This is a genomic window from Pseudomonas sp. NFPP24 (assembly GCF_900112095.1).
Lineage (GTDB): Bacteria > Pseudomonadota > Gammaproteobacteria > Pseudomonadales > Pseudomonadaceae > Aquipseudomonas > Aquipseudomonas extremorientalis.
Map to the genome: position 1 here is coordinate 92,491 of NZ_FOKD01000010.1, position 25,957 is coordinate 118,447.

Sequence of the window (25,957 nt, forward strand, 5' to 3'; positions counted from 1 at the left end):
TGATAAGCGAAAAAAATTCCGCCCTGCCAACCGCTCAAGCATCGCCGTTACCGACCAACTGGTCAGACCGGGACCTGTCAACCGCCAAATAATTGCTTGTGATTTCAAAAATACTGGGCGTAGACTGGCCCCGCACTGGACTTACCGGTAAGACCACAACAATTAAGCCCTGGAACCACCAGGGCACCGAATAGAGATCCCTCCCATGCTCAGATGGTGCTCGCGTTCGATTTTCCTGCAAGTCGTGATTGGCCTGATGCTCGGCATCGCCTGCGGCCTGGCCCTTCCCGAATTCTCCTCGCAACTCAAACCCCTGGGTGACGGCTTTATCAAGCTGATCAAAATGCTGATCGGCCTGATCGTGTTCTGCGTGGTGGTCAGCGGCATTTCCGGCGCCGGCGACTTGAAGAAAGTCGGACGCATCGGCCTCAAGTCAGTGATCTACTTCGAGATCCTCACCACCGTCGCGCTGGTGATCGGCCTGGTCATGGCCTTCAGCACCGGCATCGGCCAAGGCGCCAATATCCATCTGGAACAATTGTCCTCCGCTGGTTTGAATGAACTGGCCGACAAGGGCCAGCACATCCGCGGCACCAGTCAGTTCCTGATGGACCTGATTCCCAACTCGGTCATCGGTGCCTTTGCCGACAACAACGTGCTGCAAGTGCTGCTGTTCTCGGTGCTGTTCGGCAGCGCGCTGAACCTGGTGGGCGAAGCGGCGTCGGGCATCTCGCGACTGATCAACGAACTGAGCCACATCATTTTCCGCATCATGGGCATGATCGTGCGCCTGGCGCCGATCGGTGTGTTCGGCGCGATCGCCTTCACCACCAGCACCTATGGCCTGGACTCCCTGCAACACCTGGGCAGCCTGGTGGGCCTGTTCTACCTGACGTGTCTTGCCTTTGTCGTACTGATCCTCGGCATGGTGATGCGCCTGTCGGGCCTGCGCATGTTGCCGCTGCTCAAGTACCTGCGTGAAGAACTGCTGATCGTGATGGGCACCGCTTCCTCTGACGCCGTGCTGCCACAGATCATGCGCAAGCTGGAGCACCTGGGCATTGGCAGTTCCACCGTGGGCCTGGTGATTCCAACGGGGTATTCGTTCAACCTCGATGGGTTCTCGATCTACCTGACCCTGGCCATTGTGTTTATCGCCAACGCCACTGGTACACCCCTGTCGATGACCGACCTGCTGACGATCCTGCTGGTGTCGTTGATCACCTCCAAGGGCGCCCACGGCATTCCGGGGTCGGCGCTGGTGATCCTGGCGGCGACCCTCACCGCGATCCCGGCGATTCCGGTGGTGGGCCTGGTGCTGGTGCTGGCGGTGGATTGGTTCATGGGCATCGGCCGTGCATTGACTAACCTGATCGGCAACTGCGTGGCGACCGTGGCCATTGCTCGCTGGGAAAAAGACATCGATATCCAGCGCGCCAACAAGGTGCTGGACGGTCAGCAAGGCTATGCCTTCCAGGCCAAGAAGCCGGTATTACCGGCGCATCAAGAGTTCTGAAATGTCGGAGGGGGCTTGCCCTCTCCCACACATCCATTTGCAAGATCAGGGAGACGCACGACGTGATCAGCACCTCAACCGTCGTCAATTCAGTCGTAGAAAAACTCCGCGCCGCCTTGGCGCGTGGTCAGTGGCGCCGGGGTGAAATGCTCCCCGGCCAACGCGAACTGGCCGAACAGATGGGCATCAGCCGCCCCAGCCTGCGTGAAGCGGTGATCGTGCTGGAGACCCTCGGCCTTGTGCGCTCCATGCCTGGCAAAGGCGTAGTGGTGCTGGAAACCAGCGTCAGCGAACCGCAATCCAGCGACGCGGTAGCCGACGCCAGCCTGGAAGACATCCTGCAACTGCGCTACACCCTCGAACCCTTCATTGTCGGCCTGGTAGCGCAGTCCATCAGCAGCAAGGAAGTCGGCCAACTGCGCCTGACCTTGATGGACATGCGCGAAGCCCTCGACGCGGGCGACGCCGAAGCCGGCATGAACGCCTACATCGGCTTTCACGAAGAGCTGTTCGCCCTTACCTCCAACCCGATCTTCCAGAACGTGGTGCAACAGACCAGCAATGCCCTCAAGCAAAGCGCCCAGGTACTGCGCAACTCGCCCGAACACCTGGCCGAACGCCTGCAGGAAAACGAAGCCGTAGTACGCGCCATCCGCAACAAGAACAGCGCCCTGGCCAGTGCCGAGATGCGGCGGCACATCCTTCGGGAAGGCCTGCGCATGGGTATTCGCTTGAACATCCCGGACGACCATCTGGGCAGCTGATTTTTTGGAGACAGGCCATGACCGCCCACGCCTTGCACTACGACCCTATCCTCCCGACCCTGCGCCTGGTCGCCGGTAAAAAGCCTTCAGTGGATGACATCTATCCGCGCTTGTTCGACGCCATCCTCGAACAGCGTATTGCCCCAGCCAGCCGTTTTACCGAAGAAGGCCTGGGCGAGACCTTTGGTGTGAGTCGCAGTGTGATCCGCCGGGTCCTGGCCAAGCTGTCCCATCAGCAAGTGATCATCCTGCGCCCCAACCAGCGCGCCCAGGTGGCAGCACCGGACGCACAACAGACCCGGGAAATTCTGGAAGCGCGGCGACTGACGGAAATCACCGTGGTGCAACTGGCCTGCGCCCAAGCCACTCCCGCGAAAATACGCCAGTTGCGCGACTTGATCACCAGGGAGCGCGAATGCATCGAGCGCGACCAGCGTGGGCCGGCGATTCGGTTATCCGGGGAGTTTCACCTGCAGCTGGCAAAGATCGCCGGTAACGAGCCGCTTGCACAGTTCCTCAACAGCCTGGTGCCGCTCACGTCACTCGCAATCGCTCGCTATGAAGCGCAAGCCTGTACCTACTGCGCATGGCAGGAGCATGGGGCAATTGCCGACGCCATTGAACAGCAGGACGTCACCCGCGCCGTCAACCTGATGACCCTGCACCTGAATCACCTGGAAAGACAACTGAATCAATGACGACGCCCCTCACCCCCTAGGTATGTACCGCCCGGATACCGACCTGCTCCATACCCTGTGTCTGCACAACTAAAGTGCCTAATCACAGGTCATCATCATGTATGTAGATACTCAAACCATGCCTGCGCTGTTCGCGCTGCTCACACAGCTGAATGCGCAGAAAAGCCTACTGGGTGAAACAATCAATGGATCACTGGGACAACTGAATGAGATCGCGACAAAGATCGGCTTTGAACTGCTCGCGCTTGAGAGCTATGACAAAGCCGAGCTATGCCTGACGATTGCCGCCGCCCAAGGCAAGGCTCAAGCCCAGTACGCAATGGCAACCTGCGTTACCCGCCGGGACGGTGGTTTTCGCATTGCCTCGCAAGAAACTCGCCAATGGCTGAGGCTGGCGGCGGCTCAAGACTACGTCCCGGCACTGATGCGTTTGGGCGATACCCAATCCCTGCGCAAAGCCGCTGAAATACTCACCCCCAAGGCGGAGGCCGGAGATACTCAGGCCATGAGCTTCCTGTTTAAACTCGACAAGGATGTGAATTGGTTGAAAAAAGCCGTTGCCCTCAACGATTCTTCAGCGCAATTCGAGCTCGCCGAGGCCTATCACGATACTCCGCAACTGATCCCCAACGCCGTGGAACGTCACGCACTGATCGAAGAGCTTCGGCAGAAAGCGGCCGACGGCGGTAGCGTGCCGGCGCTGGCTGAGCGTGTTTTCTCCCAAACGTCCACCGCAGACATTCTGGAAAAACAACAACGACTGGTCCAGCTCGCTTTATTGGGTCAACTCGATGCGTTGGTGGAATATGGGTATGCACTGGCAGGCATGCCGCAAATTAACCAAGGGCTGTCCCTTGTCGTGCAGCGACACACCGTGGCACCGCGGACGTACGGACTTGAAAGGGATTTCGCCAAGGCCTATGCAGTGCTGGGCATGGTTCTGCCGAAACTGACCAACCCCCTCGCGGCTGAAAACCTGCAACATGACATGGATGCTATTTGGCATCAAATGACGCCGCAACAGTATTCGGCCAGCGAAGCAATCCGCGTCAGCCTGCATGAACGTATAGAACACGTATTCAAATCCTTCGTCCCCTTCATCATCGTGGGCGCACCGCATTGATCCCAGAACATCTGGCGACATTGAAGGCCCCATAAAAAATCCCCGCATCATTCCATGCGGGGATTTTTGTTTTCAACGACGGATCAGACGTTTAAAGCACAGACTGACCACTCAACGCCAGGTCCAGCAACTCCCGGTTGGCCACCGCGTACATAGCGTAGTCCGTGCCGACCGCCGCACGAATTTCCACCATCATCGCCACCCAACGCTCGGCCATGTCCTTGTGCTGCTCAAGCCACAGGGCCACGCGGGCTTCCATGTCTTGTGGCGCGTCGGCCATTTGCAGGACGGAGATGGTGATCGCGCGTTGCTGCCAGTCCACATCGTCGCGGAACGCTTCGCGGGCCGCAGCCTGCCAGTTGTTGCCCACCGGCAGATCGCTGATCTGCTGCAGGTACCATGGCAAGTCCAAAGCGCTGCCAACGGCGAAGTAGGCCTTGGCCACTTCGGCGGCGTCATGCCCGGTCACGTCAGCGGCTTCGATGATCGGCAGCAAGGTGTACAGGTGGGTCGTGCCTGCAACCATGCGTGCCAACAACTCCGGCACGCCGGCTTCGGTGTAGGCCTGGTAGCGCTTCTGCCAGCCTTCGCGGGTCGGGCCTTCCAGCAGTTCGTCGAGCTTGAGGCCCAGCGCCGCCAGGTGCGGACCGAAGTGCGCGGTGTCACGGCCAGCGTCCTGCTCGTTGCGACGGCTGCGCAGGAACCAGCGCGTAGCACGACGACCCAGGCGCATCAGCTCATCCATCAGCTCCAGTTGCACCTCGGCGGAGACCTGGTGGTCCAGGGCTTCTATTTGGCGGAACCAGTGCGGGAGGTGGAAGATGTCACGCACGATCACATACGCGCCGGCCACGTTCGCCGGGCTCATGCCGGTCGACTCTTTGAGTCGCTGCACGAAGGTGATGCCCATGTGGTTGACCAGGTCGTTGGCGATCTGGGTGCTGACGATCTCGCGCTTGAGGCGGTGGCGACGCATGGCCTCACCGAACTTGGCGACCAGGCTCGGCGGGAACGCGGTCTCCATGTCGCGGGTCAGGTACTCGTCATCCGGTACCAGCGACTTGAGCAGCGCTTCCTTGAGGTCGATCTTGCTGTACGAGATCAGCACCGACAGCTCCGGACGGGTCAGGCCCTTGCCGTTCGCGGCGCGCTCGGTGAGCTGCTCCTCGGTCGGCAGGTACTCGATGGCGCGGTCCAGCTTGCCACGACCCTCCAGGTCGCTCATCAGGCGCTTGTACTCGGCAGCACGCTCGTAGGCACGGCGCGCCGCCAGGGACAGGGCCTGGGTCTGCTTGTAGTTGTTGCCCAACACCAGGTTGCCGACTTCTTCGGTCATGCTCGCCAGCAACTGGTTGCGTTGCTTGTCGGTCATGTCACCGGCCTGCACCACTTCGTTGAGCAGGATCTTGATGTTCACTTCGTGGTCGGAGCAGTCCACGCCACCGGCGTTGTCGATGAAGTCGGTGTTGGAACCGCCGCCATTGAGGCCGAATTCCACACGACCCAGCTGGGTCATGCCGAGGTTACCGCCCTCGCCCACCACCTTGCAGCGCAGCTCGTTGCCGTTGACGCGCAGGGCGTCGTTGGCCTTGTCGCCCACATCGGCGTGGCTTTCGCTGCTGGCCTTGACGTAAGTGCCAATACCGCCGTTCCACAACAGGTCTACCGGCGCCTTGAGCAAGGCATTCAGCAGTTCGGTCGGCGTCAGCTTGTCGGCCGAGATGTCGAAGCGTTCCTTCATCTGTGGCGAGATGGCAATGCTCTTCGCGCTGCGCGAGAAGATACCGCCGCCTTCGGACATGATGCTGGTGTCATAGTCGGTCCAGGCCGAACGCGGCAGCTCGAACAGGCGCTTGCGCTCGACGAAGCTGGTGGCCGGGTTCGGGTTCGGGTCAATGAAGATATGCAGGTGGTTGAAGGCCGCGACCAGTTGCAGCTTGTCGGACATCAACAGGCCGTTGCCGAACACGTCACCGGCCATGTCGCCGACGCCCACCACGGTGATGCTGTCTTCCTGCACATTGATGCCGCGCTCACGGAAGTGACGCTGCACGCCGACCCATGCGCCCTTGGCGGTGATGCCCATTTTCTTGTGGTCGTAACCGGCGGAACCACCGGAGGCGAACGCGTCACCCAGCCAGAAGCCGTAGTCGATGGCGATGCCGTTGGCGATGTCGGAGAAGGTCGCGGTGCCCTTGTCCGCCGCCACCACCAGGTACGGGTCATCGTCGTCATGGCGCACGACGTTGGCCGGTGGCACCAGGGCGCCGTCCTTGAGGTTATCGGTAATGTCCAGCAGGCCGGAAATGAAGATGCGGTAGCAGGCGATGCCCTCGGCCGCGATCTCGTCACGGCTGCCGCCCAGAGGCAGGCGACGCGGCAGGAAGCCGCCCTTCGCCCCCACCGGCACGATCACCGAGTTCTTCACTTGCTGGGCTTTGACCAGGCCAAGCACTTCGGTGCGGAAGTCTTCTTCACGGTCGGACCAGCGCAGGCCGCCGCGGGCGACGTTGCCGAAGCGCAGGTGCACGCCTTCGACCCGTGGCGAGTACACGAAGATTTCAAACTTCGGCACCGGCTTGGGCAATTCAGGGATCGCGTGCGGATTGAACTTGAAGCTGAAGTACGACTTGTTCTGCCCGTTGGCGTCGGTCTGGTAGAAGTTGGTACGCAGGGTCGCCTTGATCAGGTCCAGGTAGCGACGCAGGATGCGGTCTTCGTTGAGCACCTGGACATCGTCCAGGGCGGTGAGGATCGCTTGCTCCAGGCGTTGCTGCTTGTCTTCCAGGTCGTCGGCGGTGAGCTTGCGCGCCAAGTAGAAGCGGGTCTTGAACAACCGGGTCAACTCGCGGGCGATGTCGGTGTGGTTGTTCAGGGTGCTGGCGATGTAACCGAGGTCGAAGCCCAGGCGGATCTGCTTGAGGTAACGGGCGTAGGCGCGCAGCAGCGCGACGTCGCGCCATGGCAGGCCAGCGGTGAGCACCAGGCGGTTGAACGCATCGTTCTCGGCGTCGCCATGCACGATGTGCACGAACGCGTCCTGCAGGGTGTCGTTGAGTTGCTGGATATCCAGGTTCACGCCTTCGGCGGCGATGAACGCGAAGTCATGGATCCAGAACTCACGGCCATTGGCATGACGCAGACGGTACGGGAATTCGCCCAGCACACGCAGGCCGAGGTTTTCCAGGATCGGCAGCACGTCGGACAGCGCCAGCGGGGTGTCGGCGTGGTACAGCTTGCAATGCAGCTCGCGTTGGCCGGAGACCTGGCCCAGCGGCTGATAGAAGCTCATCACCAGCGGATTGGCTTCGGTGAGGCTGAGCAAGTGCTGCATGTCGACCACCGCCGAGTGCGCGGCAAAGCGCTCGCGGTAACCGGCCGGGAAGCCTTTCGGGAAGTCCGCCAGCACATTGGTGCCGTGGGCTTCTCCAAAGCTTTCCACCACCAGGCTGGAGTAGTCGTCCTGCCAGCTGCGGCAGGCCTGCACCACTTCCTTTTCCAGTTGCAGCGGGTCGATATCCAGGCGGTTCTTCGGATCAACCCGCAGAATCAGCTGCACACGGGCCAGCACGGATTCGGAGAAGAAGGTCCAGAACTCGCAGTCCGAGGCCTTCAGGCGATCCATCAATACTTGCTGGATCTTCTGGCGCACTTCGGTGGAATAGATGTCGCGTGGCACGTAGGCCAGGCAGTAGCAGAAACGACCGTACGGGTCCTTGCGCAGGAACACGCGGATCTTGTTGCGCTCCTGGATCTGCACGATCGACATCACAGTGCTGAACAACTCGTCGACCGGGGTCTGGAACAGGTCGTCACGGGGCAGCACTTCAACGACCTGGGCCAGCTCCTTGCCCAGGTGCGCCTTGGGCTGGAAGCCCGAGCGACGTTCGATTTCCGCGACCTTGCGGCGGATGTATGGAATGGCCCGTACGCTTTCGCCATACACCGAGGAGGTGTACAAGCCCATGAAGCGGTGTTCCTTGATGACCTTGCCGTCGGCGTCGATCTCACGGATCGACACGTAGTCCGGGTAGGCCGGGCGGTGCACGCGGCTCGGGTGCGCGGCCTTGGCGAAGGACAGCGCGGCTGGCTCACGCAGGTAGGCCACGGCGTAATCTTCGATGCGCAGATCGTCGGCGGTGAGGCCGGCGCGCAGCAGCTTGGTCAGACCGAGGAAGGAACCGGCGTCATATTCGATATGACCGCCGTCCGCCTCGTCACGTACCACGAACTCTTCATAGCCGAGGAAGGTGAAGTGGTTGCCCACCAGCCATTCCAGGAAGTTCTTGATCTCGGCTTTTTCTTCACCGTCGATAGCGAACTGGCTCGCATCGATACCGGCCAGCAGGTCCTGGACCTTGGCTTTCATCGGTTCGAAATCGGCCACGGCCACGCGCACTTCGCCCAGCACCTGCTCAAGCTCTTTGCTCAGCACGTTCAGTTCGGCGGCATTGGCGCAACGATCGATTTCCAGGTACATCAGCGATTCTTGCAGGATGCCTTCGCCCTGGGTGCCTTTTGGCAGGATTTCCAGCAACTCGCCCTTGGCGCCACGGCGTACGCTGAGCACGGTGGTCTGCAGGGTGTGGATGCTGTAGCCACGGCGGTTCAGCTCGGTGCGGACCGAGTCCACCAGGAAGGGCAGGTCATGGTGCAGCACTTCGACCGCGGTGTGGGTCGACTGCCAGCCATGACGTTCGTAATCGGGGTTGTAGACCCGCACTTGCGGTTGGGTATGGTCAAAGCGCTCAAGCAGGCGCCACGCAGAGAGGGTGCAACCGGCCAGGTCGGAAAGGCGACGCTGGGTCAGTTCGTCCAGGGAAATGATGCCGAAGAATTGTTCAGCGAACAGCGCCACTTGTGGCAGTGCCTGTTCACTGATGTGCTGCGCCAGTGCCGCTTGCAGTTGATGCTGGAAGTCGGCCTTGCTGGCTGCGGTGAAAAACGCCATCTGTGGTACTCCGCTTGGGCTTGTTATTGATGGAAGCGTCGCGTGTTATCCCCTTGCGGGGAGACCGTCAGCGCTGTTCGCTGGGTGACGAGTTAAGCACCATAAACGAATCAGGGTGACAGGTGGGTGAAGCTGGACAAGACAATGAGGTCACATACAACTTCCATAAGATGTGCACCTTGCCGGGTGACGGTACGACGGGCAGGTCAGGCGCCAGGCTCATGCACATCCGTTGCGCAGCTTAACGAGTGTGGGAAGCCAGCTGCTTGCGACGCTGCGACATATTCGGTCATCAGTAAGCAGGCACCGGGTTGCGACTTGGGCAACCCATCATTCCCGGGAGAAAAACCGGCTATTTCCACGCCGGCGAGTATCAGAAATGACCGATATTGCCCGCCAGGTCATGCACGGGGTATGACACAGGAAGCAGCACAAAATTCGCCGCAATGGCACAATTGCGCGCATTACGCCCTACCCCAGACAGGATTGCCCATGCTGCAACTGAAAACCGACGCCCTGATGGCCACGCCGTGCGACGACGAAGAAGACAACATGGCCATGCTCTGCTGCCACGGCAAGAACGGCGAAATGTTCATGCTCACCCGCTACCCTGATGAAGACGAAGTGGAGTTGACCTGGGATTACGAGCCCTCGACGCTGGATGGGCTGAAGGTCACGCTGAGTGACACTACCCTGCTGGTCGAATTGGCTGCCGGCGATGCCGATGCCTTGGGTGGCAAGGACCAGCTGGAGATTACCCACGCCACGGCGGCGTCGGATATGGCCGAAGTCGAGCAAACCCTGCAAAACATCCTGAAAGGCACCGGCACTTTCACCCGAATTTAAGCGGCACCCACAATCAAATGTGGGAGGGGCTTGCCCCCGATAGCGGCGAACCAGTTCCTGCATCTGCGTCTGACCCACTGCTATCGGGGGCAAGCCCCCTCCCACATCGACCGCGTTCCCACACACATTTCCTACAAGATTTGCCAAAAATACCCGTCACGCCGTTAGTCGCCACCCCCCTCGATGCTTTAAAGTAGACGCCCCAGGTCTTGGCATTTTTCACAACGCCAAGGCTCATCTCTCCAGGAACCGTCATCGATGGAACATCGTGAAGCGCTGCTTGCGCTGCGAACCTTTCTTTCTACGCAGATTCTCGGCCAGGAAAAACTCATCGATCGCCTGTTGATCGCCTTGCTCGCCGACGGCCATATGCTGGTGGAAGGCGCGCCAGGCCTGGCCAAGACCAAGGCCATCAAAGAGTTGGCCGAAGGGATCGAAGCGCAGTTCCATCGTATCCAGTTCACCCCCGACCTGTTGCCCGCCGACATCACCGGCACCGAAATCTATCGCCCGGAAACCGGCAGCTTCGTGTTCCAGCAGGGCCCGATCTTCCACAACCTGGTGCTGGCGGACGAAATCAACCGCGCCCCGGCCAAGGTGCAATCGGCCCTGCTGGAAGCCATGGCCGAGCGCCAGGTCAGCGTCGGGCGCAGTACCTATGACCTGTCGCCGCTGTTCCTGGTGATGGCCACGCAAAACCCCATCGAACAGGAAGGCACCTACCCCCTGCCGGAGGCCCAGCTCGACCGTTTCCTGATGCACGTCAAGATCGGCTTCCCCGACGCCGCCGTGGAGCGACGCATCCTGCAACAGGCCCGTGGCGAAGCGCTCAACGGCGAAACCAAGCCGGAACGTCGCGTCAGCCAGCAGGCGATCTTCGCCGCACGCAAGGAAATCCTCGGTCTGTACATGGCCGACGCGGTGGAGGAATACCTGGTGCAACTGGTCATGGCCACGCGCACGCCGGCCAAATTTGATCCGGAGATGGCCGAGTGGATCGCCTACGGCGCCAGCCCTCGCGGCTCCATCGCCCTCGACCGCTGCGCCCGCGCCCATGCCTGGCTGGCCGGTCGCGACTTCGTCAGCCCGGAAGACATCCAGGCGGTGCTGTTCGACGTGCTGCGCCATCGCATTATCCTGTCGTTCGAAGCCGAAGCCGCCGGCATCGACCAGGACCGCGTGGTGCAACGCATTCTCGACGTCGTTGCCGTCGCTTGAAACCCATGAACGCAGGCGATGGCATCCGCATCACGCTCAGCGAGTTGATCGAGATGCGCCATCGCGTGCGCGAAGTGCAGCTGTTTTCCACCCCAAGCCAGCGCAGCCCGCTGATCGGCCTGCACCACTCCAAACTGCGCGGACGCGGTGTGGACTTCGACCAGGTGCGCGTGTACCAGGCCGGGGACGATGTGCGCACCATCGACTGGCGCGTGACGGCGCGCACCCAGGAGCCGCACACCAAGCTGTTCCATGAAGAGCGCGAGCGGCCCATCTTCATCATGGTGGAGCAAAGCTGCCGGCTGTTTTTCGGCTCCGGGCAAATGTTCAAGTCGGTGCTGGCGGCACAGGCGGCCAGCCTGATCGGCTGGGCCGCGCTGGGCCACAACGACCGCGTGGGCGGGCTGGTGTTCGGCGATAGCGAGCACTACGAAATCAAGCCCCGGCGCAGCAAACAAAGCCTGCTGCAATTGCTCAACCGCCTGGTGCGAGTCAACCAGAGCCTGAACACCGAGAGCCGCCCCGAAGCCGACGCCCTCGGCATGGCCCTGCGTCGTGGCCGCGAAGTGCTGCGCCCCGGCAGCCTGGTGATTGTGATCTGCGATGAACGCGCGCTGACCGAGGGCGCCGAGCAACAACTCAGCCTGCTGTCACGCCACTGCGACCTTTTGCTGCTGCCGATCTCCGACCCGCTGGACCACGCCCTGCCCGCCGCCGGGCTGTTGCGCTTCGCCGAACGCGGCGCCCAGCTGGAACTGGACACACTCAACTTCGACCTGCGCCAGGCCTACAAGGCCCAGGCCGAAGCGCGCATTGCCCGCTGGGAACTGCTCGCGCAGAAACTGCGTGTGCTGTTGATGCCTTTGAGCACCCAGAGCGAAATGGTCGAGCAACTGCGCGAATACCTCAACCCGCAACGCCCGGTTAAAAAACAATGAGCAGCCTGGACCAACTGCAACCGCTGATCGCCCCGCCCGCCATCGGCTTCTGGCCGCCTGCGCCAGGTTGGTGGCTGTTGCTGCTGGTGATTCCGCTGCTCGGTTGGGGCCTGTGGTCCCTGCGCCGTTTCCTGCCGGCCCGCCGCCCCGTGGCTCGCGCCGAACAACCGCTGGACCCGCTGCGCATTGCCGCCCTGGCGGAACTGGCGCTGATGCCCAAACCCTACGACGGCGCGCCTGCCGGCGCCTGGCTGCAACAGCTCAACGGCCTGCTCAAGCGCCTGTGCCGCAACGACTACCCCTACAGCCAGAGCCACACCCTCAACGGCCGCAAATGGCTGGCGTTCCTCGACAACCGCTGCCCTGCCGCCGGCCTCACGCGCTGGATGGTGCTGGTGGAAGGCGCCTACAAACCCGAATGCAGACTCGACGACAAGGCCATCGCCGGCCTGACCCAAGCGGTCGATACCTGGATTCGCAAACATGTTTGAGTTCGCCTGGCCGTGGATCTTTGCCCTGTTGCCATTGCCCTGGTTGATGCGCCTGGTGCTGCCCGCCGCCGACAGTGGTGAGCCCGCATTGAAAGTCAGCTACCTCAGCGACCTCGAAGGCCTGGCCCGCCGCCGCGCCCGCGTCAACCTGCCGGGCTGGCGCCAGCAAGCGCCCTTCGTGGTGCTGTGGTTGCTGCTGTTGACCGCCGCCGCACGCCCGGAATGGCTCGGTGAGCCACTGCCCATCGCCGCCAGTGGCCGCGACCTGCTGGTGGCGGTAGACGTGTCCGGCTCCATGGATTTTCCCGATATGAACTGGCAGGACGAAGACGTGAGTCGCTTGAGCCTGGTCAAGCACCTGCTCGGCGACTTTCTTGAGGGCCGTGAGGGTGATCGCGTCGGCCTGATCCTGTTCGGCAGCCAGGCCTACCTGCAGGCACCGCTGACGTTCGACCGCCGCACCGTGCGCACCTGGCTGGATGAAGCGCGCATCGGCATTGCCGGCAAGAACACTGCGATTGGCGATGCCATCGGCCTGGCCTTGAAACGCCTGCGCCAGCGTCCGGCGCAGAGCCGCGTGCTGATCCTGGTCACTGACGGCGCCAACAATGCCGGGCAGATCGACCCGCTGACCGCTGCGCGCCTGGCGGCCGAAGAAGGCGTGAAGATCTACCCCATCGGCATCGGCGCCGACCCGGAGCAAACGGGTTCCCTGGGCATCCTTGGCGTCAACCCGAGCCTTGACCTCGACGAACCGGCGCTCAAGGCCATCGCCGAAGCCACCCACGGCCAGTACTTCCGAGCACGTGATGGCGAAGAGTTGCAAGCGATCAAGCAAACCCTCGACAAGCTCGAACCTGTCGAACAACAACCCACCCAGGCGCGGCCCGCCCTGGCCTTGTACAGCGCGCCGCTGGCCCTCGCGCTGGTGCTGAGCATGTTGCTGGTGATCCAGGAACGTTGGCCGAACAACGCCCTGCAACGCGTGTTCAATAAGCTGTCGAGCAAGGGGATTTTCCTGCAGCAACACCCGGAATGGCGCCAGCGCCTCAAACGCCTGCGTTTGCGGAGGCGTCGATGATCGACCTGTGGCCGCACTGGTTCCGTCCCTGGTGGTTGTTGCTGTTGCCGTTGCTCGGCTGGCTGCTGTGGCATCTGTGGCACCGGCAAAAGCGCGCCGGACGCTGGCAAATGATCCTGCCGCCGGCCTTCCACGCGGTATTGCTCAGCGGTGGCAACGGCCGCGAGAGCAAATCGCCCTGGGTGGTGCTGGGCATTGCCTGGCTGTTGGCAGTGCTGGCGTTGCTCGGCCCCAGTTGGCAAAGAGTCGAGCAGTCCAGCCAGAAACCGTCCGACCCATTGGTGGTGCTGCTGGAGCTGACCCCGGAAATGCTCGCCACCGACAGCCCGCCCAACCGCCTGGAGCAGGCGCGGCGCAAGCTGTACGACCTGTTGCAGGCGCGCACCGATGCGCAAACCGCCATTGTCGTCTATGCCGGCAGCGCCCACACGCTGGTGCCGCTGTCGGACGACCTGGCCACCAGCCGCAACCTGCTGGAGGCCTTGCGTCCCTCGATCATGCCCGAACCCGGCCACCGCGCCGACCTGGCCGTCGAGAAGGCCCTGGGTCTGCTCAAACAAGGCGGCCTCGGCCAGGGCCGCCTGTTGCTGATTGGTTCTTCGCTGTCCAAACAGGAGCGCCAGGGCATCCGCCTATTGCTGCAAAGCGGCCAGGCGCCGAGTTTGTCGATCCTCGGCATCGGCAGCCGCGAGGGCACGCCGGTGACCCAGGAAAGCGGCGAGTTCCTCAAGGACGAACAAGGCGCGATCCTGGTGCCGCGCCTGGACAGCCCGACCCTCAAGGCCTTCGCCAGCGAAATGGGTGGCCGCTACCGCGCTGCGCGGCTGGACGACAAGGACCTGCGCCAGCTCGGCGTGCTCGACCCACCGCAAACCCTGCGCAATGACGGCCAGTTGCTGCACCTCGACACCTGGGCCGACCAGGGCTACTGGCTGCTCCTGCCGCTGTTGCTGCTGGCCGCCTGCGCCGGTCGGCGCGGCTGGCTGTTCTGCCTGCCGTTGCTGCTGTTGATTGCACCGCAACCCAGCTACGCCTTCGGCCTGCAAGACCTGTGGCTGCGTCCCGACCAGCAGGGCCAATATCTGCTGAAGAAAAAACGCCCCGCCGAAGCCGCCGAACACTTCCAGGACCCGCAGTGGAAGGGCGTGGCGCTTTACGAGGCCGGCAACTATGCCGAGGCCATCAAGCTGTTTGCCGAAGGCAATGACGCCTACTCCCACTACAATCGGGGCAATGCGCTGGCAAAATCCGGGGAACTGGAAGCCGCTATCGACGCCTACGAGCAAGCCCTCGAAGCCCAGCCCGACCTGCAACCGGCGCTGAAAAACAAAGCGCTGGTAGAAACCCTTATGCAGGAACAGGCCCAGCCGGAGCCGTCTCCTGCGGCAAAAAACGAGGATGACGAAACCACCCAACCCGGCCAAACTGCGCAACCGGGCGCCACTGGGCAAAACGCCACAGGCGGCGAACAATCATCCCAAGGCCAGGGTGAGGCCGGCACTGGCGACACCAAGCCCGGCAACACGCCGCAAACCGCGGGCAATGAAGTACCGGGCAGCGAACTGGGCGACGAACAGACCACCACCCCACCGCTGCGGCCTAGCGATGCCAGCCTCGACGGTGAACATCGCCAGGCCCTGGAGCAATGGCTGCAGGAGATCCCGGACAACCCCGGCGAACTGCTGCGCCGCAAATTCTGGTACGAACAGCAACAACATCAGGACAAGACTCGATGAGCCGCCGCACCACCCTACTGCTTCTGCTCGCCTTGTCGGCCGGCCACGCCCAGGCGGCGAGCCTGGTCGCCAGCGTCGACCGCAGCCGCGTCAACTCCGGGGAAACGGTGGAACTGACGGTGGAGTCCAGCGACGTCACTCAGTTCGGCAAACCCGACCTGTCGCCGCTGGATGCGCAGTTCGAAGTCAGCGGCACGCGGCAGATCAACCAACTCACCACGCTGGGCGGCGACAACCACGCCACCACGCGCTGGATCATCACCCTGCTGCCCAGGGAAAACGGCACGGTGGTCATCCCGCCCCTGCAAGTGGGCGAACACAAGACCCAGCCGATCAGCCTGCAAGTGGTGGAGACCGCCAGCCAGAACACCGCTGCCGAGCTGGCGCCGGTATTTATCGAGGCCAACCTCGACCAGACCAGCGTCTATGTCCAGGCCCAGGCGCTGTTGACCGTGCGCGTCTACCACTCGGTGTCGCTGTATGACGACAGCAGCCTCACGCCGTTGCAGATTGCCGATGCGCGTGTGGAGCAGTTGGGCGAGTCGCGCACCTATGAAAAGGTCATCAACAGCATCCGCCACGGCGTGATCGAGACCCGCTACGCGATCTACCCGCAGCACAGCGGCACATTGGCGATCCCGACGCAGACCTTCAGCGCGACCCTGGTGGAATCGCGCCCGCCCCAGGAAAACACCCTGCAAGGCACCAAGCCGGGCAAGTTGATCCACGTGAGTTCCGCAGAGCTGCCGCTGGTGGTCAAACCCAAACCGGCGCTGTATCCCGCCGATACGCCGTGGTTGCCGGCACGCAGCCTGACCTTGAGCGAACACTGGAACCCGGAACCCGAGCATGTGCAGGTCGGCGACTCCCTGACCCGCAGCCTTACGGTCAAGGCCGAGGGTCTTTCCAGCGCACAACTGCCGGCGCTGCCCAGCACCGAAATCAACGGCCTGCGCCGTTACCCGGACCAGCCGGTGCTCGGCAACCAGACCAGCGACCATGGCCTGATCGGCAGCCGCGAAGACCGCGAGGCCCTGGTGCCCACTCGCGCCGGCAATCTGGAACTGCCCGCCGTGGACGTGGTGTGGTGGAACACCCACGAAGACCACCTCGAACGCACCAGCCTGCCGGCGCGCACCTTGCAGGTCGCCATCAACCCGAGCCTGGCCGTGGATACCCCCGCTACGCCGACGGTGATCACCGCGCCGGACGATGAACGCCTGTGGCTGTGGCAACTGAGTACGCTGATCCTGGCCTGCACCACCCTGCTGGGTTTTGGCCTGTGGTGGCGTGCACGTCGGCAACCGGCCGTGCAGCGCGCCGCACAGACCGGCCCGAGCCCGCGCACGCTGCTCGACGACCTTAAACGCGCCACCCAGGCCAACGACCCCCAAGCCACCCGCCAGGCCCTTGACGCCTGGGCGCGGCAACAGCCTGAAACCCTGGCGGATATGGCGGCGCGGTTTGTGCCGCTGTCGGACGCGTTGGACGGTTTGAATGGTGCACTGTATAGCGAGAGCGGGCATTTCTGGTTGGGTGAAGACCTGTGGCGTGCGGTGAAGGCGATTCCGATAGCTGAGCGCGAACCGGACCCGGCGGCGGATACCACCAGCCTGCCGCCGCTGTATCCCAAGTAGCCAAGGTCACTACTCAAGATAGGACAGGCATGGCCGATAAAACCATGTAGCTTTCGATTAATGGAGTTTTTAAAATGGCCATTACGTTGAATGTTTCCTATCCGCCATTAAGTAAGCAGACAGATGCTTATACCATCAAAAATCCGCAGCAAGTCACGAATGCATTCACCATTACCGAAGCCTCCGAGGCGTCGGATACATTGAAGCTTGGCGATCAGGAGAAGATCAGTCAGCTTAAGGAGTTTTTGAAAGATTATGATATGACGTCAATCAGTACCGCAGAATTGAAGAAAGTTGGCAGACGGCTTTTTGACGACGGAATGATCAGTGAGCGTGCATTTGGAATGTTCATTTCTGGTGACGGCGCATCCGATGCCAATGGGCGCCAGACAAATACCCATGTAAAATTTAACGGCATAGCGTTATTCAACGAACAACTGGAAGACACGGTAGCTTATTTTAAAACTGATCCACGAATCAGTAAGCGCGATGGTGCCATGGACCATTTACGAAGCATGGTCGAGGCCAATCAAGCTATCAACGCGCTGGCCTACTTCGTAAAATCAACGCATAGTAATTTATCAGTCAATGAGCGTGCTTAAATGCACAGCGTGAAGCACAGTGCGTCGGGGACTGCCCTGACGCACTGCCTTTAACCCCTCAGCGACCGTATCTGATCGTACCTGAGTAGGATTTCGGTACCGCTTCGTTGTTTTTCAGCCTGACTCGATAGTTACCAAACGGGCCTGAGTACGAGGCGTTACTGCCTATACTGAAAGTTTCCTTTTTCCACGTCCCGCCTACTTCACGCTCGATAAAAATCCCGGGAGTCCTTCCAGCCCCTCCTACTGTAACCATTGCATCAATGCTCGCCCCGTAACAGCCGTTGGCCGAGGTTATTGCAAATGGACCATGAGCAGTAATTTCCTCCTCAGGTGGTATGATTCCACTGTAACTATCAGTGATATAGAGACATAGCGCAGAGGCTGGCGTGGCAAACAACGTCAATACAGCAAGCAGCAATGCAATAAGGCTTTTCATAATAGTCTCCATCATTATTAAGAAAACACAAAAGCGCATCACACGAGGAGCGCGTTATTTGACCACTCCACGCTTGCCAGACTGCATGAATTTTTATCAAATTAAGCCAGCTGCTTCCTAAATCCTGGAAGGAAAGTCCTGTCATTTTTTAGTGCAGGAATAAGTAAGGCGTTTCCTAATCCTGCCGACCACTTATGGGATCGGCATTTAATAACATTTTACTTTGCGTTTTTTCAGAGAAATATTCTAACCCTTGGCACGGAGCGGGCTTGCTCGCAAAGGCGGTGTGTCAGATAGAAATGCACTGACTGACCCACCGCCATCGGGAACAAGCCGCCTCCCACATTGAATCTGTATCGCCTGGGGCAGCATGGTCGCATTACAGGTAAACTCCCCTCCTTTTCATCTATTCCACGGAGTTCGCCTTGCGTCTGTTTCACACCTCCGACTGGCACCTGGGTCAAAACCTCCACGGCCAGGAACGCGACTTCGAACACGCCTGTTTCCTCGAATGGCTGCTGGGCCAACTCAAGACCCATCAGCCGGACGCTCTGCTCATCGCCGGCGATATCTTCGACACGGTCAACCCGCCGCTCAAGGCCCAGGAGCGGCTGTATGACTTCATCATCAGCGCCCACGAACAAAACCCCAAGCTGACCATCGTGATGATCGCCGGCAACCACGACTCCGGCTCACGTATCGAGCTGCCGGCACCGTTGATGCGCCGCCTGCACACCCATGCCCTCGGCCGCGTGCTGTGGCTGGACGATGGCCAGCTCGACGCCGAACGGCTGCTGATCCCGCTGCCCGACGCCAAAGGCAAGGTTGCCGCGTGGTGCCTGGCGCTGCCCTTTTTGCGCCCGGCGGAAGTCACCGGCGCGCACCTGGGTGACGACTACCTGCGGGGTATCGGCCAGGTGCATGAATGGCTGATCGCCGCGGCCAATGCCAAGCGCAAAAAAGGCCAGGCGCTGATTGCCATCAGCCATGCGCACATGGCCGGTGGTTCGGTGTCGGAAGACTCCGAGCGCAGCCTGATCATCGGCAATGCCGAGGCGCTGCCGGCCAGCCTGTTCGATAAAAGTGTCGGCTATGTTGCCCTCGGCCATTTGCACAAGCCGCAAAAGGTCAATGGCGAAGAACGTATTCGCTACAGTGGCTCGCCGATCCCACTGTCGTTTTCCGAAATCGGCTACAAGCACCAGATCCTCGATGTGGTGTTCCAGGGCCAATGCCTGGTGAGCGTCGAACCCATCCTGATCCCGCGTTCGGTCGACCTGCAACGTCTGGAAGCCGCGCCCCTGGCGGATATCCTCAAGGCCCTGGCCGAGTTGCCGGACATCGACCTGCTGGCTGAAACCCAACGCCACCCCTGGCTCGAAGTGCGCGTCCTGCTCGACGAACCGCAGCCCGACCTGCGTCAGCAAATCGAAGCCGCGCTGCAAGGCAAGGCTGTGCGCCTGGTGCGCATCGCTGCCGAGTACGCCGGCAAGGGCCCCCGTGAGGACGAAGGCGACGACCGCCTGATCGAACTCGACCAGCTCACGCCCCAGGAATTGTTCAGCCGCGCCTGGCAGGACAGCTACGGCAGCGAGGTGGATGAACAGACCTTGAAGGACTTCGCCGTGTTGCTCCAGGAAGTGCAGCAAGAGGAGGAACAGCCATGAAGATCCTTGCCATCCGCCTGAAAAACCTCGCCTCCCTGGCCGGCCCGTTCGAGATCGACTTCACCGCCGAGCCCCTGGCCAGCGCCGGGTTGTTCGCGATTACCGGACCGACCGGCGCCGGTAAAAGCACCTTGCTCGATGCTTTGTGCCTGGCGTTGTTTGGCGCCGTGCCACGCCTGGGTGATACCGGCCAGGCGAAGATGCCGGATGCCGACAGCGACATCTCCATCGGTGACCCACGTACCCTGCTGCGCCGCGGCACCGGTGGCGGTTATGCCGAGGTGGATTTTGTCGGCGTCAGTGGCCGCCGCTACCGCGCGCGCTGGGAAGCCAATCGCGCGCGCGACAAGGCCAGCGGCAAGTTGCAGAACAGCCGCCAGAGCCTGATCGACCTGGACAGCGACCAACTGCTGGCCAGCCAGAAAACCGAATACAAGACCCAGCTGGAATTGGCCCTGGGCCTGAACTTCGAACAGTTCACCCGCGCCGTGTTGCTGGCGCAGAGCGAGTTCAGTGCGTTCCTCAAGGCCAACGACAACGAGCGCAGCGAACTGCTGGAAAAGCTCACCGACACGGCCCTGTACACCCAACTGGGCCGGCGTGCCTTCGACAAGGCCAAAGAGGCCCGGGACGCGCACAAACAGTTGCAGGACCAGGCCACCGGCGTGGTGCCCCTGGCCCCTGAAGCCCGTGCCGAGCTCGATCAACAATTCGATGCCGCGCAGCAACACCTCAAGACCCAACAGGCCCAACTCAAGCAACTGGAGCTTCAGCATACGTGGCTCAAGGAACTGCGCGAATGGCAGGAACGCCAACTCGCCGCCACCGAACAGCTGCAGCAGGCGCAGGCCGATTGGAGTAACCAGGACGCGCAACGCCAGGACCTGGGCCACCTGGAACAGTTGGCGCCGCAGCGTCATCTGTTCGTGCGCCAGGCGGAACTCGGCACACAGCTGGCGCCGTTGGCGGCGCAGATTCAGTCCCATACGCGGCAACAAGCCGAATTGCAGGCCCGCCAGGACCAGGCCCGGCAGCAACTGGCCAGCGCGCAAACCGCCTTGGCGCAAGCCCTGAAAAACCAGGCGGATGCCGCGCCTTTGCTGCGCCAGGCGTTCGACGAACACAGCACCCTCACCCACTTGACCAAAGAGCTGGTCAAGCGCACCGAGGACAAACAGCAACACGCAAGCGCCTGCACCGAAGGCCAGGCCCGGCTCACCGGCCTGCTGGAAAAACAGAGCGAAGTCGCAGAGCGCCTGCAACGCCTGGCCACCGAGCTTGAGCGCAGCGCCGCCCTCGCGCCCTTGAGTGATGCGTGGACCGCCTACCGCGACCGCCTGCAACAACTGATGCTGATCGGTAACCGCCTGAATAAAGGCCAGGCCGAACTGCCGCAATTGGAGCAACGTGCAACCCGCGCCGCCGAACAGTTCACCCAGCAACGCGAAGCACTGGACTTGCTGTACCAGGAGGCCGGTGCCGAGCCTCACGCCGTGGCCGAGCAGATCCAGTTGCTGGCCAGCCTGCTGCAAGACAATCGCAAACAGCAGCGTGCCTTCGAAGACCTGACGCGCCTGTGGGACCACCAGCAACAGCTGGATCAGCAAGCCGCCGGCCTGACGCAAAAGCTCACCGTGGCCCAACAGCAACGCGAGCAGTTGAACCAGACCGGCTTGCAAACCAAGGCCGAACTGACGGTGGCCGAACAAACGCTGAACGTGACCAGACAACTGCTGGAACGCCAGCGCCTGGCCCGCAGTGCCAGCGTCGAGGAGTTGCGCGAGCAGTTGCAGGACGATCAGCCCTGCCCGGTGTGCGGCAGCCACGAACACCCGTACCACCAGCCCGAAGCCCTGCTGCAAAGCCTCGGTCGTCATGACGAAAACGAAGAAGCCAGCGCGCAGAAAGCGGTGGACACCCTTAAGGAAAAACTCACCGAGTTGCGTGGCGAAGTGGGCGGTTTGATCGCCCAGCAAAAGGAATACCTGCAACAGCAGGAACACCTGGCGACGCAACAGCAAGCGCTGAAACCGAGCCTGGATGCACACCCGCTGTCCGCGTCGCTGTTCAATCAGGAACCGGCCAAGCGCAGCGCCTGGCTTGAGCAGCAACTGGGCCAGTTGACCCAAAGCATCACCCAGGATGAACAGCGCCAAGGCGCCCTGCTCAACCTGCAACAAAACGCCGGGCGCCTGCAGCAACAACTGCAAGCCGCCCAGGAAGCAAGCCAACAGGCCCGTCAATTGCTGGTGGACCAGCAGCGCGAGTTGGCCAGCGACCGCGAACGCCTTGAGCAGGAACTGAGTACCTTCACCAGCCTGCTGCCCGCAGACACCCTGGCAGGTCTGCGCGCCGAGCCCGCAGCCACCTTTATGCAGCTGGACCAGCAGGTCAGCCAGCGCCTGGAACAGCTGGGCCATCAGCGCGACGAATTGGCCGAGCAACAAGAGCGTCAACAGGCGATCGAGAAGGAACAGACCCACCAGCAGCATCGCCAACAGCAACTCGACGCCCTGCTCCAGCAAGTCACCGAACTGGCGACCCAACAGCAAGCGGCTCAGGAAAAACTCAACGCGTTGCTCGGTGAACACACCAGCGCCGAGCAGTGGCAGCAACAGTTGGAACACGCCGTGACACAGTCACGCCAGAGCGAAACCGACGCCAACCAACAACTGCAGGACATCCACAACGCCCTGATCCAACTGGCCGCCGACCTCAAGGCCCAGCAGGAACGCGAGCAGGCATTGCAGGCCGAACAGCACAGCCTCGACATGCGCCTGCACGACTGGCGCGCGCTGCACCCGGAACTCGACGACGCCGGCCTCGACCGTTTGCTGGCCTACGACGACGCCCAGGTCAGCCACTTGCGCCAGCAGTTGCAACACAGCGAGAAAGCCGTCGAACAGGCCAGGGTCCTGCTGCAAGAACGTGAGCAACGCCTCGCCGAACACCAAGCCCAGCACAATGGCAACTTCGAAGCCGATGAACTGGACACCGCCCTGGCCACGCTCAACCAACAGTTGGCCGAGGCCGAGAAACACTGCGCCGAACTGCGCGCGCGCCAGTCCGAAGACCAGCGCCGCCAGGACGCCAACCAGGCCTTTGCCGAACAGATCGCCAAGGCGTATGACGAATGGCAACGCTGGGCGCGCCTGAACGCACTGATCGGCTCAGCCACCGGTGACACCTTCCGCAAGATCGCCCAGGCCTACAACCTCGACCTGCTGGTGCACCACGCCAACGTGCAATTGCGCCAACTGGTGCGCCGCTATCGCCTCAAGCGCGGCGGCAGCATGTTGGGGCTACTGGTGATGGACACGGAAATGGGCGACGAACTGCGCTCGGTGCACTCGTTGTCCGGCGGCGAAACCTTCCTGGTGTCACTGGCGTTGGCCTTGGGCCTGGCGTCGATGGCATCCAGCACCTTGAAGATCGAGTCGCTGTTTATCGATGAAGGCTTCGGCAGCCTGGACCCGGAATCGCTGCAACTGGCGATGGACGCGCTGGACGGTTTGCAGGCCCAGGGGCGCAAGGTGGCGGTGATTTCCCACGTGCAGGAAATGCACGAACGCATTCCGGTACAAATCCAGGTCAAGCGCCAGGGTAATGGTTTGAGCACGCTGGAGGTGAAGTGAGCGAGGTGCTGCTGTATTCGTTCCGGCGTTGCCCGTATGCGATGCGGGCACGCCTGGCCTTGCGTTATTCAGGCGTGCCCGTACAGATCATCGAGGTCAGCCTCAAGGCCAAGCCGGCCGAGATGCTGGCACTGTCGCCCAAGGGTACGGTGCCGGTACTGAGCGTTGACGGACGCGTGATTGAAGAGAGCCTGGAGATCATGCAATGGGCCCTGGCCCAGCACGACCCGGATGATTGGCTGCTGCAGGGTGACCCGGCGGTATTGGCACTGATTGCCGAAAACGACCAGGGTTTCAAGTATCACTTGGATCGATACAAGTACGCCGACCGCTACCCGGAACACCCGATGGAACATTATCGGGGCGAGGGCGAGGTGTTCTTGCAGAAGCTGGAAGGCCTGCTGGGGGAACGCGCCTACTTGCTGGCAGAGCATCCGAGCCTGGCGGACATGGCCCTGGCGCCGTTTGTACGCCAGTTTGCCCACGTGGATCGGGAGTGGTTCGCCGGGACGCCGTATCAACGGTTACAAGCCTGGCTTCAGCGCGTCCTTACTTCACCGCTATTTATCGCCGTGATGACAAAACCCTGAGGCCGGCACAATCAAATGTGGGAGAGGGCTTGCCCCCCGATGACGGTGGATCAGTCAGCTAATCTGTAGCTGACCCACTGCTATCGGGGGCAAGCCCTCTCCCACATTTGATCTCAGTGACCTACCGCTTAGTGCTGGGTCTTGTGATCCAGTGCGGCGTAGAAGTTGGCACTCTGTTGCAAGTATTTCTGGGTATAGGCGCTGGTGCTGGATTTTTTGCCGGTGACTTCCACGCTGGCTGCGGCAGGCAGGGCAACGGTGGCGGAAACAGCGGAAGCGGCGATGATGGAGAAGAGGTTCAGATTCATGTCGGTAACCCTTGTGTTCGTTTGGTTGAGTGGCCGGGGAAGGCCTTGGAACCAAACTTACGCCCGAGGGCTGAACCTTAGAAATGCTTTGAAACAGTAGCCGCTATTAACAGAATTAATAGAAAGGGTCAGGCCCCGCACGGCGGGGCCTGTGGCTTATTGACGCACCAGGAACTTGAGGTCGCTGGGGGCATCGATCGGCAATTTCTGCACGGTTTTACCCAGCAGGCCGGTTTTGGGGTCGCGTTCGACCACGACGATTTCGTTGCTTTTCTGATTGGCGATCAGCAGGAACCGACCGCTGGGGTCCAGGCTGAATTCGCGTGGGTGGTCACCGTCCACCGAGCGACGTTGCAATTGCGTGAGGTGCGCGGTGGCCGGATCGATGCTGAACACCAGCAACTGGTTGGCCGTGCCACGGTTGCTCACGTAGAGGAATTGGCCGTCACTGGAGGCGTGCAACGCGGCACCGGCCTTGTCGGACACCGGCTGGCCGGCGGAGAAGTCCACCAGTTGCGTCTGGGTCAACTGGCCATCCTTGTAGTCGAACACTGCCACCTGCGCACTCATCTCGGTGGTCAGCCAGGCGTGCTTGCCATCGGCGCTGAACAACAGGTGACGCGGGCCGCTGCCTGGCGGCAGTTGCACCGAGGCCGGATTGGCCGGGGTCAATGGCAGCTCATGGTTGGCCTTGGGGTCGTAGCGGTAGGCAAACAGCTTGTCCGCCCCCAGGTCCTGTACAAACACGTACTTGCCATCCGGCGACGACACCACCGAGTGCACATGGTTGGACGCCTGGCGCTCAGGGTTCACGCGGCTGGCCGGGTGCCCGCTCAGTTGCACCGGAGGCGACAGCTTGCCCGTGGCATCGACCGGCAGCACCGCCAGGCTGCCACCCGGGTCCTCCACGACCGAATAGTTGGCGACGAACAGGTAGCGCCCATCGGCGGCCAAACTGGAATGGGTCGGCTCGTTGCCCAGGCTCTGCACCTGGTTGATCAGGGTCAATTGGCGAGTCTGCGGATCGATGCTGTAGCTGCTGACGCGCCCGACCGGGTCCTTCTGGCCGGGGCCGTTCTCATTGACCACGAACAGGTGCTTCTGGTCCTTGGAGATTGTCAGCCAGGACGGGTTGGCCGCTTTGGCCGCGAGCACCGGTTTACCGCTGAACTGGCCTGTGCGGCTGTCAAACTGCAGGCGATAGATCCCTTCACTGCTGCCGGCGGTGTAGCTGCCCACCAACAGTTCATAGGTATCGGCGGGCGCGGCTTGCACCGACATCGCTCCCACGCTGCCGGCCATCAGCAGCGGCCAGAATTTACGCATCATCATCCGCTTCATCCTCGTCGTTATTGTTGCCGGTGAAGGCGCTCATGCAGATCAGGCGGTGCTCGCCCGAATCACCGGTAAGGGTCCAGCTTTGCAAGGTGTCATCGAACGTCGCGGCGTTGACCTGTTCCAGGCTGAAACGCCAGCGTTTTTCTGCACGGCCGTCCATGGCGGTGATCAGCAGTTTTTCGTTGTCGAGTTCAAAATCAAAGGCATGCAGCCCATCGATTTCAAGCATGTCGCTGGTTTCAAGGACGGCAGGCAAATTCTCAGTCATCACAGTCTTTCATCAGGTTCAAAGCGCTAATCATAGGCCAGTTTGCCGCCAGGGCCTAAAACCATAGCGGGCTACCGCATGGCGACAACGCTGGGCATTACCTTGCAAGGA

The 25,957-nt window shown here is 61.6% G+C and carries 20 protein-coding genes; 15 read left to right on the forward strand and 5 right to left on the reverse strand.

Features of this window, described 5'->3' with window-relative positions:
- The first annotated feature begins 190 nt into the window (after positions 1-190).
- From BM026_RS21335 to BM026_RS21350, 4 genes are all read left to right on the forward strand, one after another.
- Entirely contained in the window at positions 191-1,516 is a 1,326-nt protein-coding gene (locus BM026_RS21335; protein ID WP_175486675.1) for a C4-dicarboxylate transporter DctA, read from the forward strand.
- A gap of 62 nt (positions 1,517-1,578) precedes the next feature.
- Positions 1,579-2,280: a FadR/GntR family transcriptional regulator gene (locus tag BM026_RS21340; RefSeq protein WP_092244184.1), complete on the forward strand. Its 702-nt coding sequence runs from the start codon at positions 1,579-1,581 to the stop codon at positions 2,278-2,280.
- 17 nt (positions 2,281-2,297) lie between these two features.
- Positions 2,298-2,978 carry a GntR family transcriptional regulator gene (locus BM026_RS21345; protein WP_071487945.1) on the forward strand — a complete coding sequence of 227 codons (681 nt, stop codon included), beginning with the start codon at positions 2,298-2,300 and terminating at the stop codon, positions 2,976-2,978.
- A gap of 97 nt (positions 2,979-3,075) precedes the next feature.
- The gene (locus tag BM026_RS21350) at positions 3,076-4,101 is read left to right on the forward strand and encodes an SEL1-like repeat protein (protein WP_102642511.1); all 1,026 of its coding nucleotides are present in this window, start codon (positions 3,076-3,078) and stop codon (positions 4,099-4,101) included.
- A gap of 91 nt (positions 4,102-4,192) precedes the next feature.
- Here BM026_RS21350 and BM026_RS21355 read toward each other — a convergent pair whose 3' ends face one another.
- On the reverse strand, positions 4,193-9,052 hold the full coding sequence (locus BM026_RS21355; protein ID WP_092244190.1) for an NAD-glutamate dehydrogenase: 4,860 nt from the start codon (positions 9,050-9,052) through the stop codon (positions 4,193-4,195).
- A 492-nt stretch (positions 9,053-9,544) separates the two neighbouring features.
- Between BM026_RS21355 and BM026_RS21360 the strand changes: the two genes are divergently transcribed.
- The 8 genes from BM026_RS21360 to BM026_RS21395 all read left to right on the forward strand — a co-directional run bounded on the left by BM026_RS21360 (position 9,545) and on the right by BM026_RS21395 (position 17,601).
- Positions 9,545-9,898, forward strand: coding sequence for a hypothetical protein (locus tag BM026_RS21360; RefSeq protein ID WP_071487948.1), 354 nt, complete (start codon positions 9,545-9,547; stop codon positions 9,896-9,898).
- A 258-nt stretch (positions 9,899-10,156) separates the two neighbouring features.
- Positions 10,157-11,116 (forward strand): AAA family ATPase, encoded by a 960-nt coding sequence (locus tag BM026_RS21365; RefSeq protein WP_003174327.1) that lies wholly within the window; start codon positions 10,157-10,159, stop codon positions 11,114-11,116.
- A 5-nt stretch (positions 11,117-11,121) separates the two neighbouring features.
- The gene (locus tag BM026_RS21370; protein WP_071487949.1) at positions 11,122-12,054 is read left to right on the forward strand and encodes a DUF58 domain-containing protein; all 933 of its coding nucleotides are present in this window, start codon (positions 11,122-11,124) and stop codon (positions 12,052-12,054) included.
- Entirely contained in the window at positions 12,051-12,545 is a 495-nt protein-coding gene (locus BM026_RS21375) for a DUF4381 domain-containing protein (RefSeq protein WP_071487950.1), read from the forward strand. Before BM026_RS21370 ends, BM026_RS21375 begins: the two co-directional genes overlap by 4 nt.
- Positions 12,538-13,626, forward strand: a complete 1,089-nt coding sequence (locus tag BM026_RS21380) for a vWA domain-containing protein (protein WP_093121210.1) — start codon at positions 12,538-12,540, stop codon at positions 13,624-13,626. The genes BM026_RS21375 and BM026_RS21380 overlap by 8 nt, the downstream gene beginning before the upstream one ends.
- Positions 13,623-15,362, forward strand: coding sequence for a tetratricopeptide repeat protein (locus tag BM026_RS21385; RefSeq protein ID WP_093529978.1), 1,740 nt, complete (start codon positions 13,623-13,625; stop codon positions 15,360-15,362). Before BM026_RS21380 ends, BM026_RS21385 begins: the two co-directional genes overlap by 4 nt.
- Positions 15,359-16,999: a BatD family protein gene (locus BM026_RS21390; protein WP_093529980.1), complete on the forward strand. Its 1,641-nt coding sequence runs from the start codon at positions 15,359-15,361 to the stop codon at positions 16,997-16,999. Before BM026_RS21385 ends, BM026_RS21390 begins: the two co-directional genes overlap by 4 nt.
- A gap of 74 nt (positions 17,000-17,073) precedes the next feature.
- Positions 17,074-17,601: a hypothetical protein gene (locus BM026_RS21395; RefSeq protein WP_093513380.1), complete on the forward strand. Its 528-nt coding sequence runs from the start codon at positions 17,074-17,076 to the stop codon at positions 17,599-17,601.
- Between the two features lie 58 nt (positions 17,602-17,659).
- Here the strand turns inward: BM026_RS21395 and BM026_RS28995 are convergent, their stop codons facing one another.
- Complete coding sequence (locus tag BM026_RS28995) at positions 17,660-18,040, reverse strand: hypothetical protein (protein ID WP_139217565.1); 381 nt, start codon at positions 18,038-18,040, stop codon at positions 17,660-17,662.
- Positions 18,041-18,465: 425 nt separating this feature from the next.
- On the opposite strand from BM026_RS28995, the gene BM026_RS21400 reads away from it, so the two are divergent.
- The 3 genes from BM026_RS21400 to BM026_RS21410 are packed head-to-tail and all read left to right on the forward strand — an operon-like array spanning position 18,466 to position 23,932.
- The gene (locus BM026_RS21400; protein WP_071487955.1) at positions 18,466-19,707 is read left to right on the forward strand and encodes an exonuclease SbcCD subunit D C-terminal domain-containing protein; all 1,242 of its coding nucleotides are present in this window, start codon (positions 18,466-18,468) and stop codon (positions 19,705-19,707) included.
- Positions 19,704-23,342, forward strand: coding sequence for an AAA family ATPase (locus BM026_RS21405; RefSeq protein ID WP_093529982.1), 3,639 nt, complete (start codon positions 19,704-19,706; stop codon positions 23,340-23,342). Before BM026_RS21400 ends, BM026_RS21405 begins: the two co-directional genes overlap by 4 nt.
- Positions 23,339-23,932: a glutathione S-transferase gene (locus tag BM026_RS21410; protein WP_093529984.1), complete on the forward strand. Its 594-nt coding sequence runs from the start codon at positions 23,339-23,341 to the stop codon at positions 23,930-23,932. The genes BM026_RS21405 and BM026_RS21410 overlap by 4 nt, the downstream gene beginning before the upstream one ends.
- Positions 23,933-24,060: 128 nt before the next feature.
- On the opposite strand, the gene BM026_RS21415 is transcribed toward BM026_RS21410, so the two are convergent.
- The 3 genes from BM026_RS21415 to BM026_RS21425 all read right to left on the reverse strand — a co-directional run bounded on the left by BM026_RS21415 (position 24,061) and on the right by BM026_RS21425 (position 25,846).
- Positions 24,061-24,240, reverse strand: a complete 180-nt coding sequence (locus tag BM026_RS21415) for a hypothetical protein (RefSeq protein ID WP_058424118.1) — start codon at positions 24,238-24,240, stop codon at positions 24,061-24,063.
- Positions 24,241-24,396: 156 nt separating this feature from the next.
- The gene (locus tag BM026_RS21420; RefSeq protein WP_093529986.1) at positions 24,397-25,572 is read right to left on the reverse strand and encodes a lactonase family protein; all 1,176 of its coding nucleotides are present in this window, start codon (positions 25,570-25,572) and stop codon (positions 24,397-24,399) included.
- Complete coding sequence (locus BM026_RS21425; protein WP_092244220.1) at positions 25,559-25,846, reverse strand: DUF5629 family protein; 288 nt, start codon at positions 25,844-25,846, stop codon at positions 25,559-25,561. Before BM026_RS21425 ends, BM026_RS21420 begins: the two co-directional genes overlap by 14 nt.
- Between the last annotated feature and the right edge of the window lie 111 nt (positions 25,847-25,957).

What these genes read in the sequence shown, in the direction of transcription:
- BM026_RS21360 (WP_071487948.1), top strand. Translation starts at nt 9,545, where the DNA reads ATGCTGCAACTGAAAACCGACGCCCTGATGGCCACGCCGTGCGACGAC.
- BM026_RS21405 (WP_093529982.1), top strand. Translation starts at nt 19,704, where the DNA reads ATGAAGATCCTTGCCATCCGCCTGAAAAACCTCGCCTCCCTGGCCGGC.
- BM026_RS21355 (WP_092244190.1), bottom strand. Translation starts at nt 9,052, where the DNA reads ATGGCGTTTTTCACCGCAGCCAGCAAGGCCGACTTCCAGCATCAACTG.
- BM026_RS21385 (WP_093529978.1), top strand. Translation starts at nt 13,623, where the DNA reads ATGATCGACCTGTGGCCGCACTGGTTCCGTCCCTGGTGGTTGTTGCTG.
- BM026_RS28995 (WP_139217565.1), bottom strand. Translation starts at nt 18,040, where the DNA reads ATGAAAAGCCTTATTGCATTGCTGCTTGCTGTATTGACGTTGTTTGCC.
- BM026_RS21365 (WP_003174327.1), top strand. Translation starts at nt 10,157, where the DNA reads ATGGAACATCGTGAAGCGCTGCTTGCGCTGCGAACCTTTCTTTCTACG.
- BM026_RS21415 (WP_058424118.1), bottom strand. Translation starts at nt 24,240, where the DNA reads ATGAATCTGAACCTCTTCTCCATCATCGCCGCTTCCGCTGTTTCCGCC.
- BM026_RS21375 (WP_071487950.1), top strand. Translation starts at nt 12,051, where the DNA reads ATGAGCAGCCTGGACCAACTGCAACCGCTGATCGCCCCGCCCGCCATC.
- BM026_RS21350 (WP_102642511.1), top strand. Translation starts at nt 3,076, where the DNA reads ATGTATGTAGATACTCAAACCATGCCTGCGCTGTTCGCGCTGCTCACA.
- BM026_RS21420 (WP_093529986.1), bottom strand. Translation starts at nt 25,572, where the DNA reads ATGATGATGCGTAAATTCTGGCCGCTGCTGATGGCCGGCAGCGTGGGA.
- BM026_RS21390 (WP_093529980.1), top strand. Translation starts at nt 15,359, where the DNA reads ATGAGCCGCCGCACCACCCTACTGCTTCTGCTCGCCTTGTCGGCCGGC.
- BM026_RS21345 (WP_071487945.1), top strand. Translation starts at nt 2,298, where the DNA reads ATGACCGCCCACGCCTTGCACTACGACCCTATCCTCCCGACCCTGCGC.
- BM026_RS21425 (WP_092244220.1), bottom strand. Translation starts at nt 25,846, where the DNA reads ATGACTGAGAATTTGCCTGCCGTCCTTGAAACCAGCGACATGCTTGAA.
- BM026_RS21395 (WP_093513380.1), top strand. Translation starts at nt 17,074, where the DNA reads ATGGCCATTACGTTGAATGTTTCCTATCCGCCATTAAGTAAGCAGACA.
- BM026_RS21380 (WP_093121210.1), top strand. Translation starts at nt 12,538, where the DNA reads ATGTTTGAGTTCGCCTGGCCGTGGATCTTTGCCCTGTTGCCATTGCCC.
- BM026_RS21370 (WP_071487949.1), top strand. Translation starts at nt 11,122, where the DNA reads ATGAACGCAGGCGATGGCATCCGCATCACGCTCAGCGAGTTGATCGAG.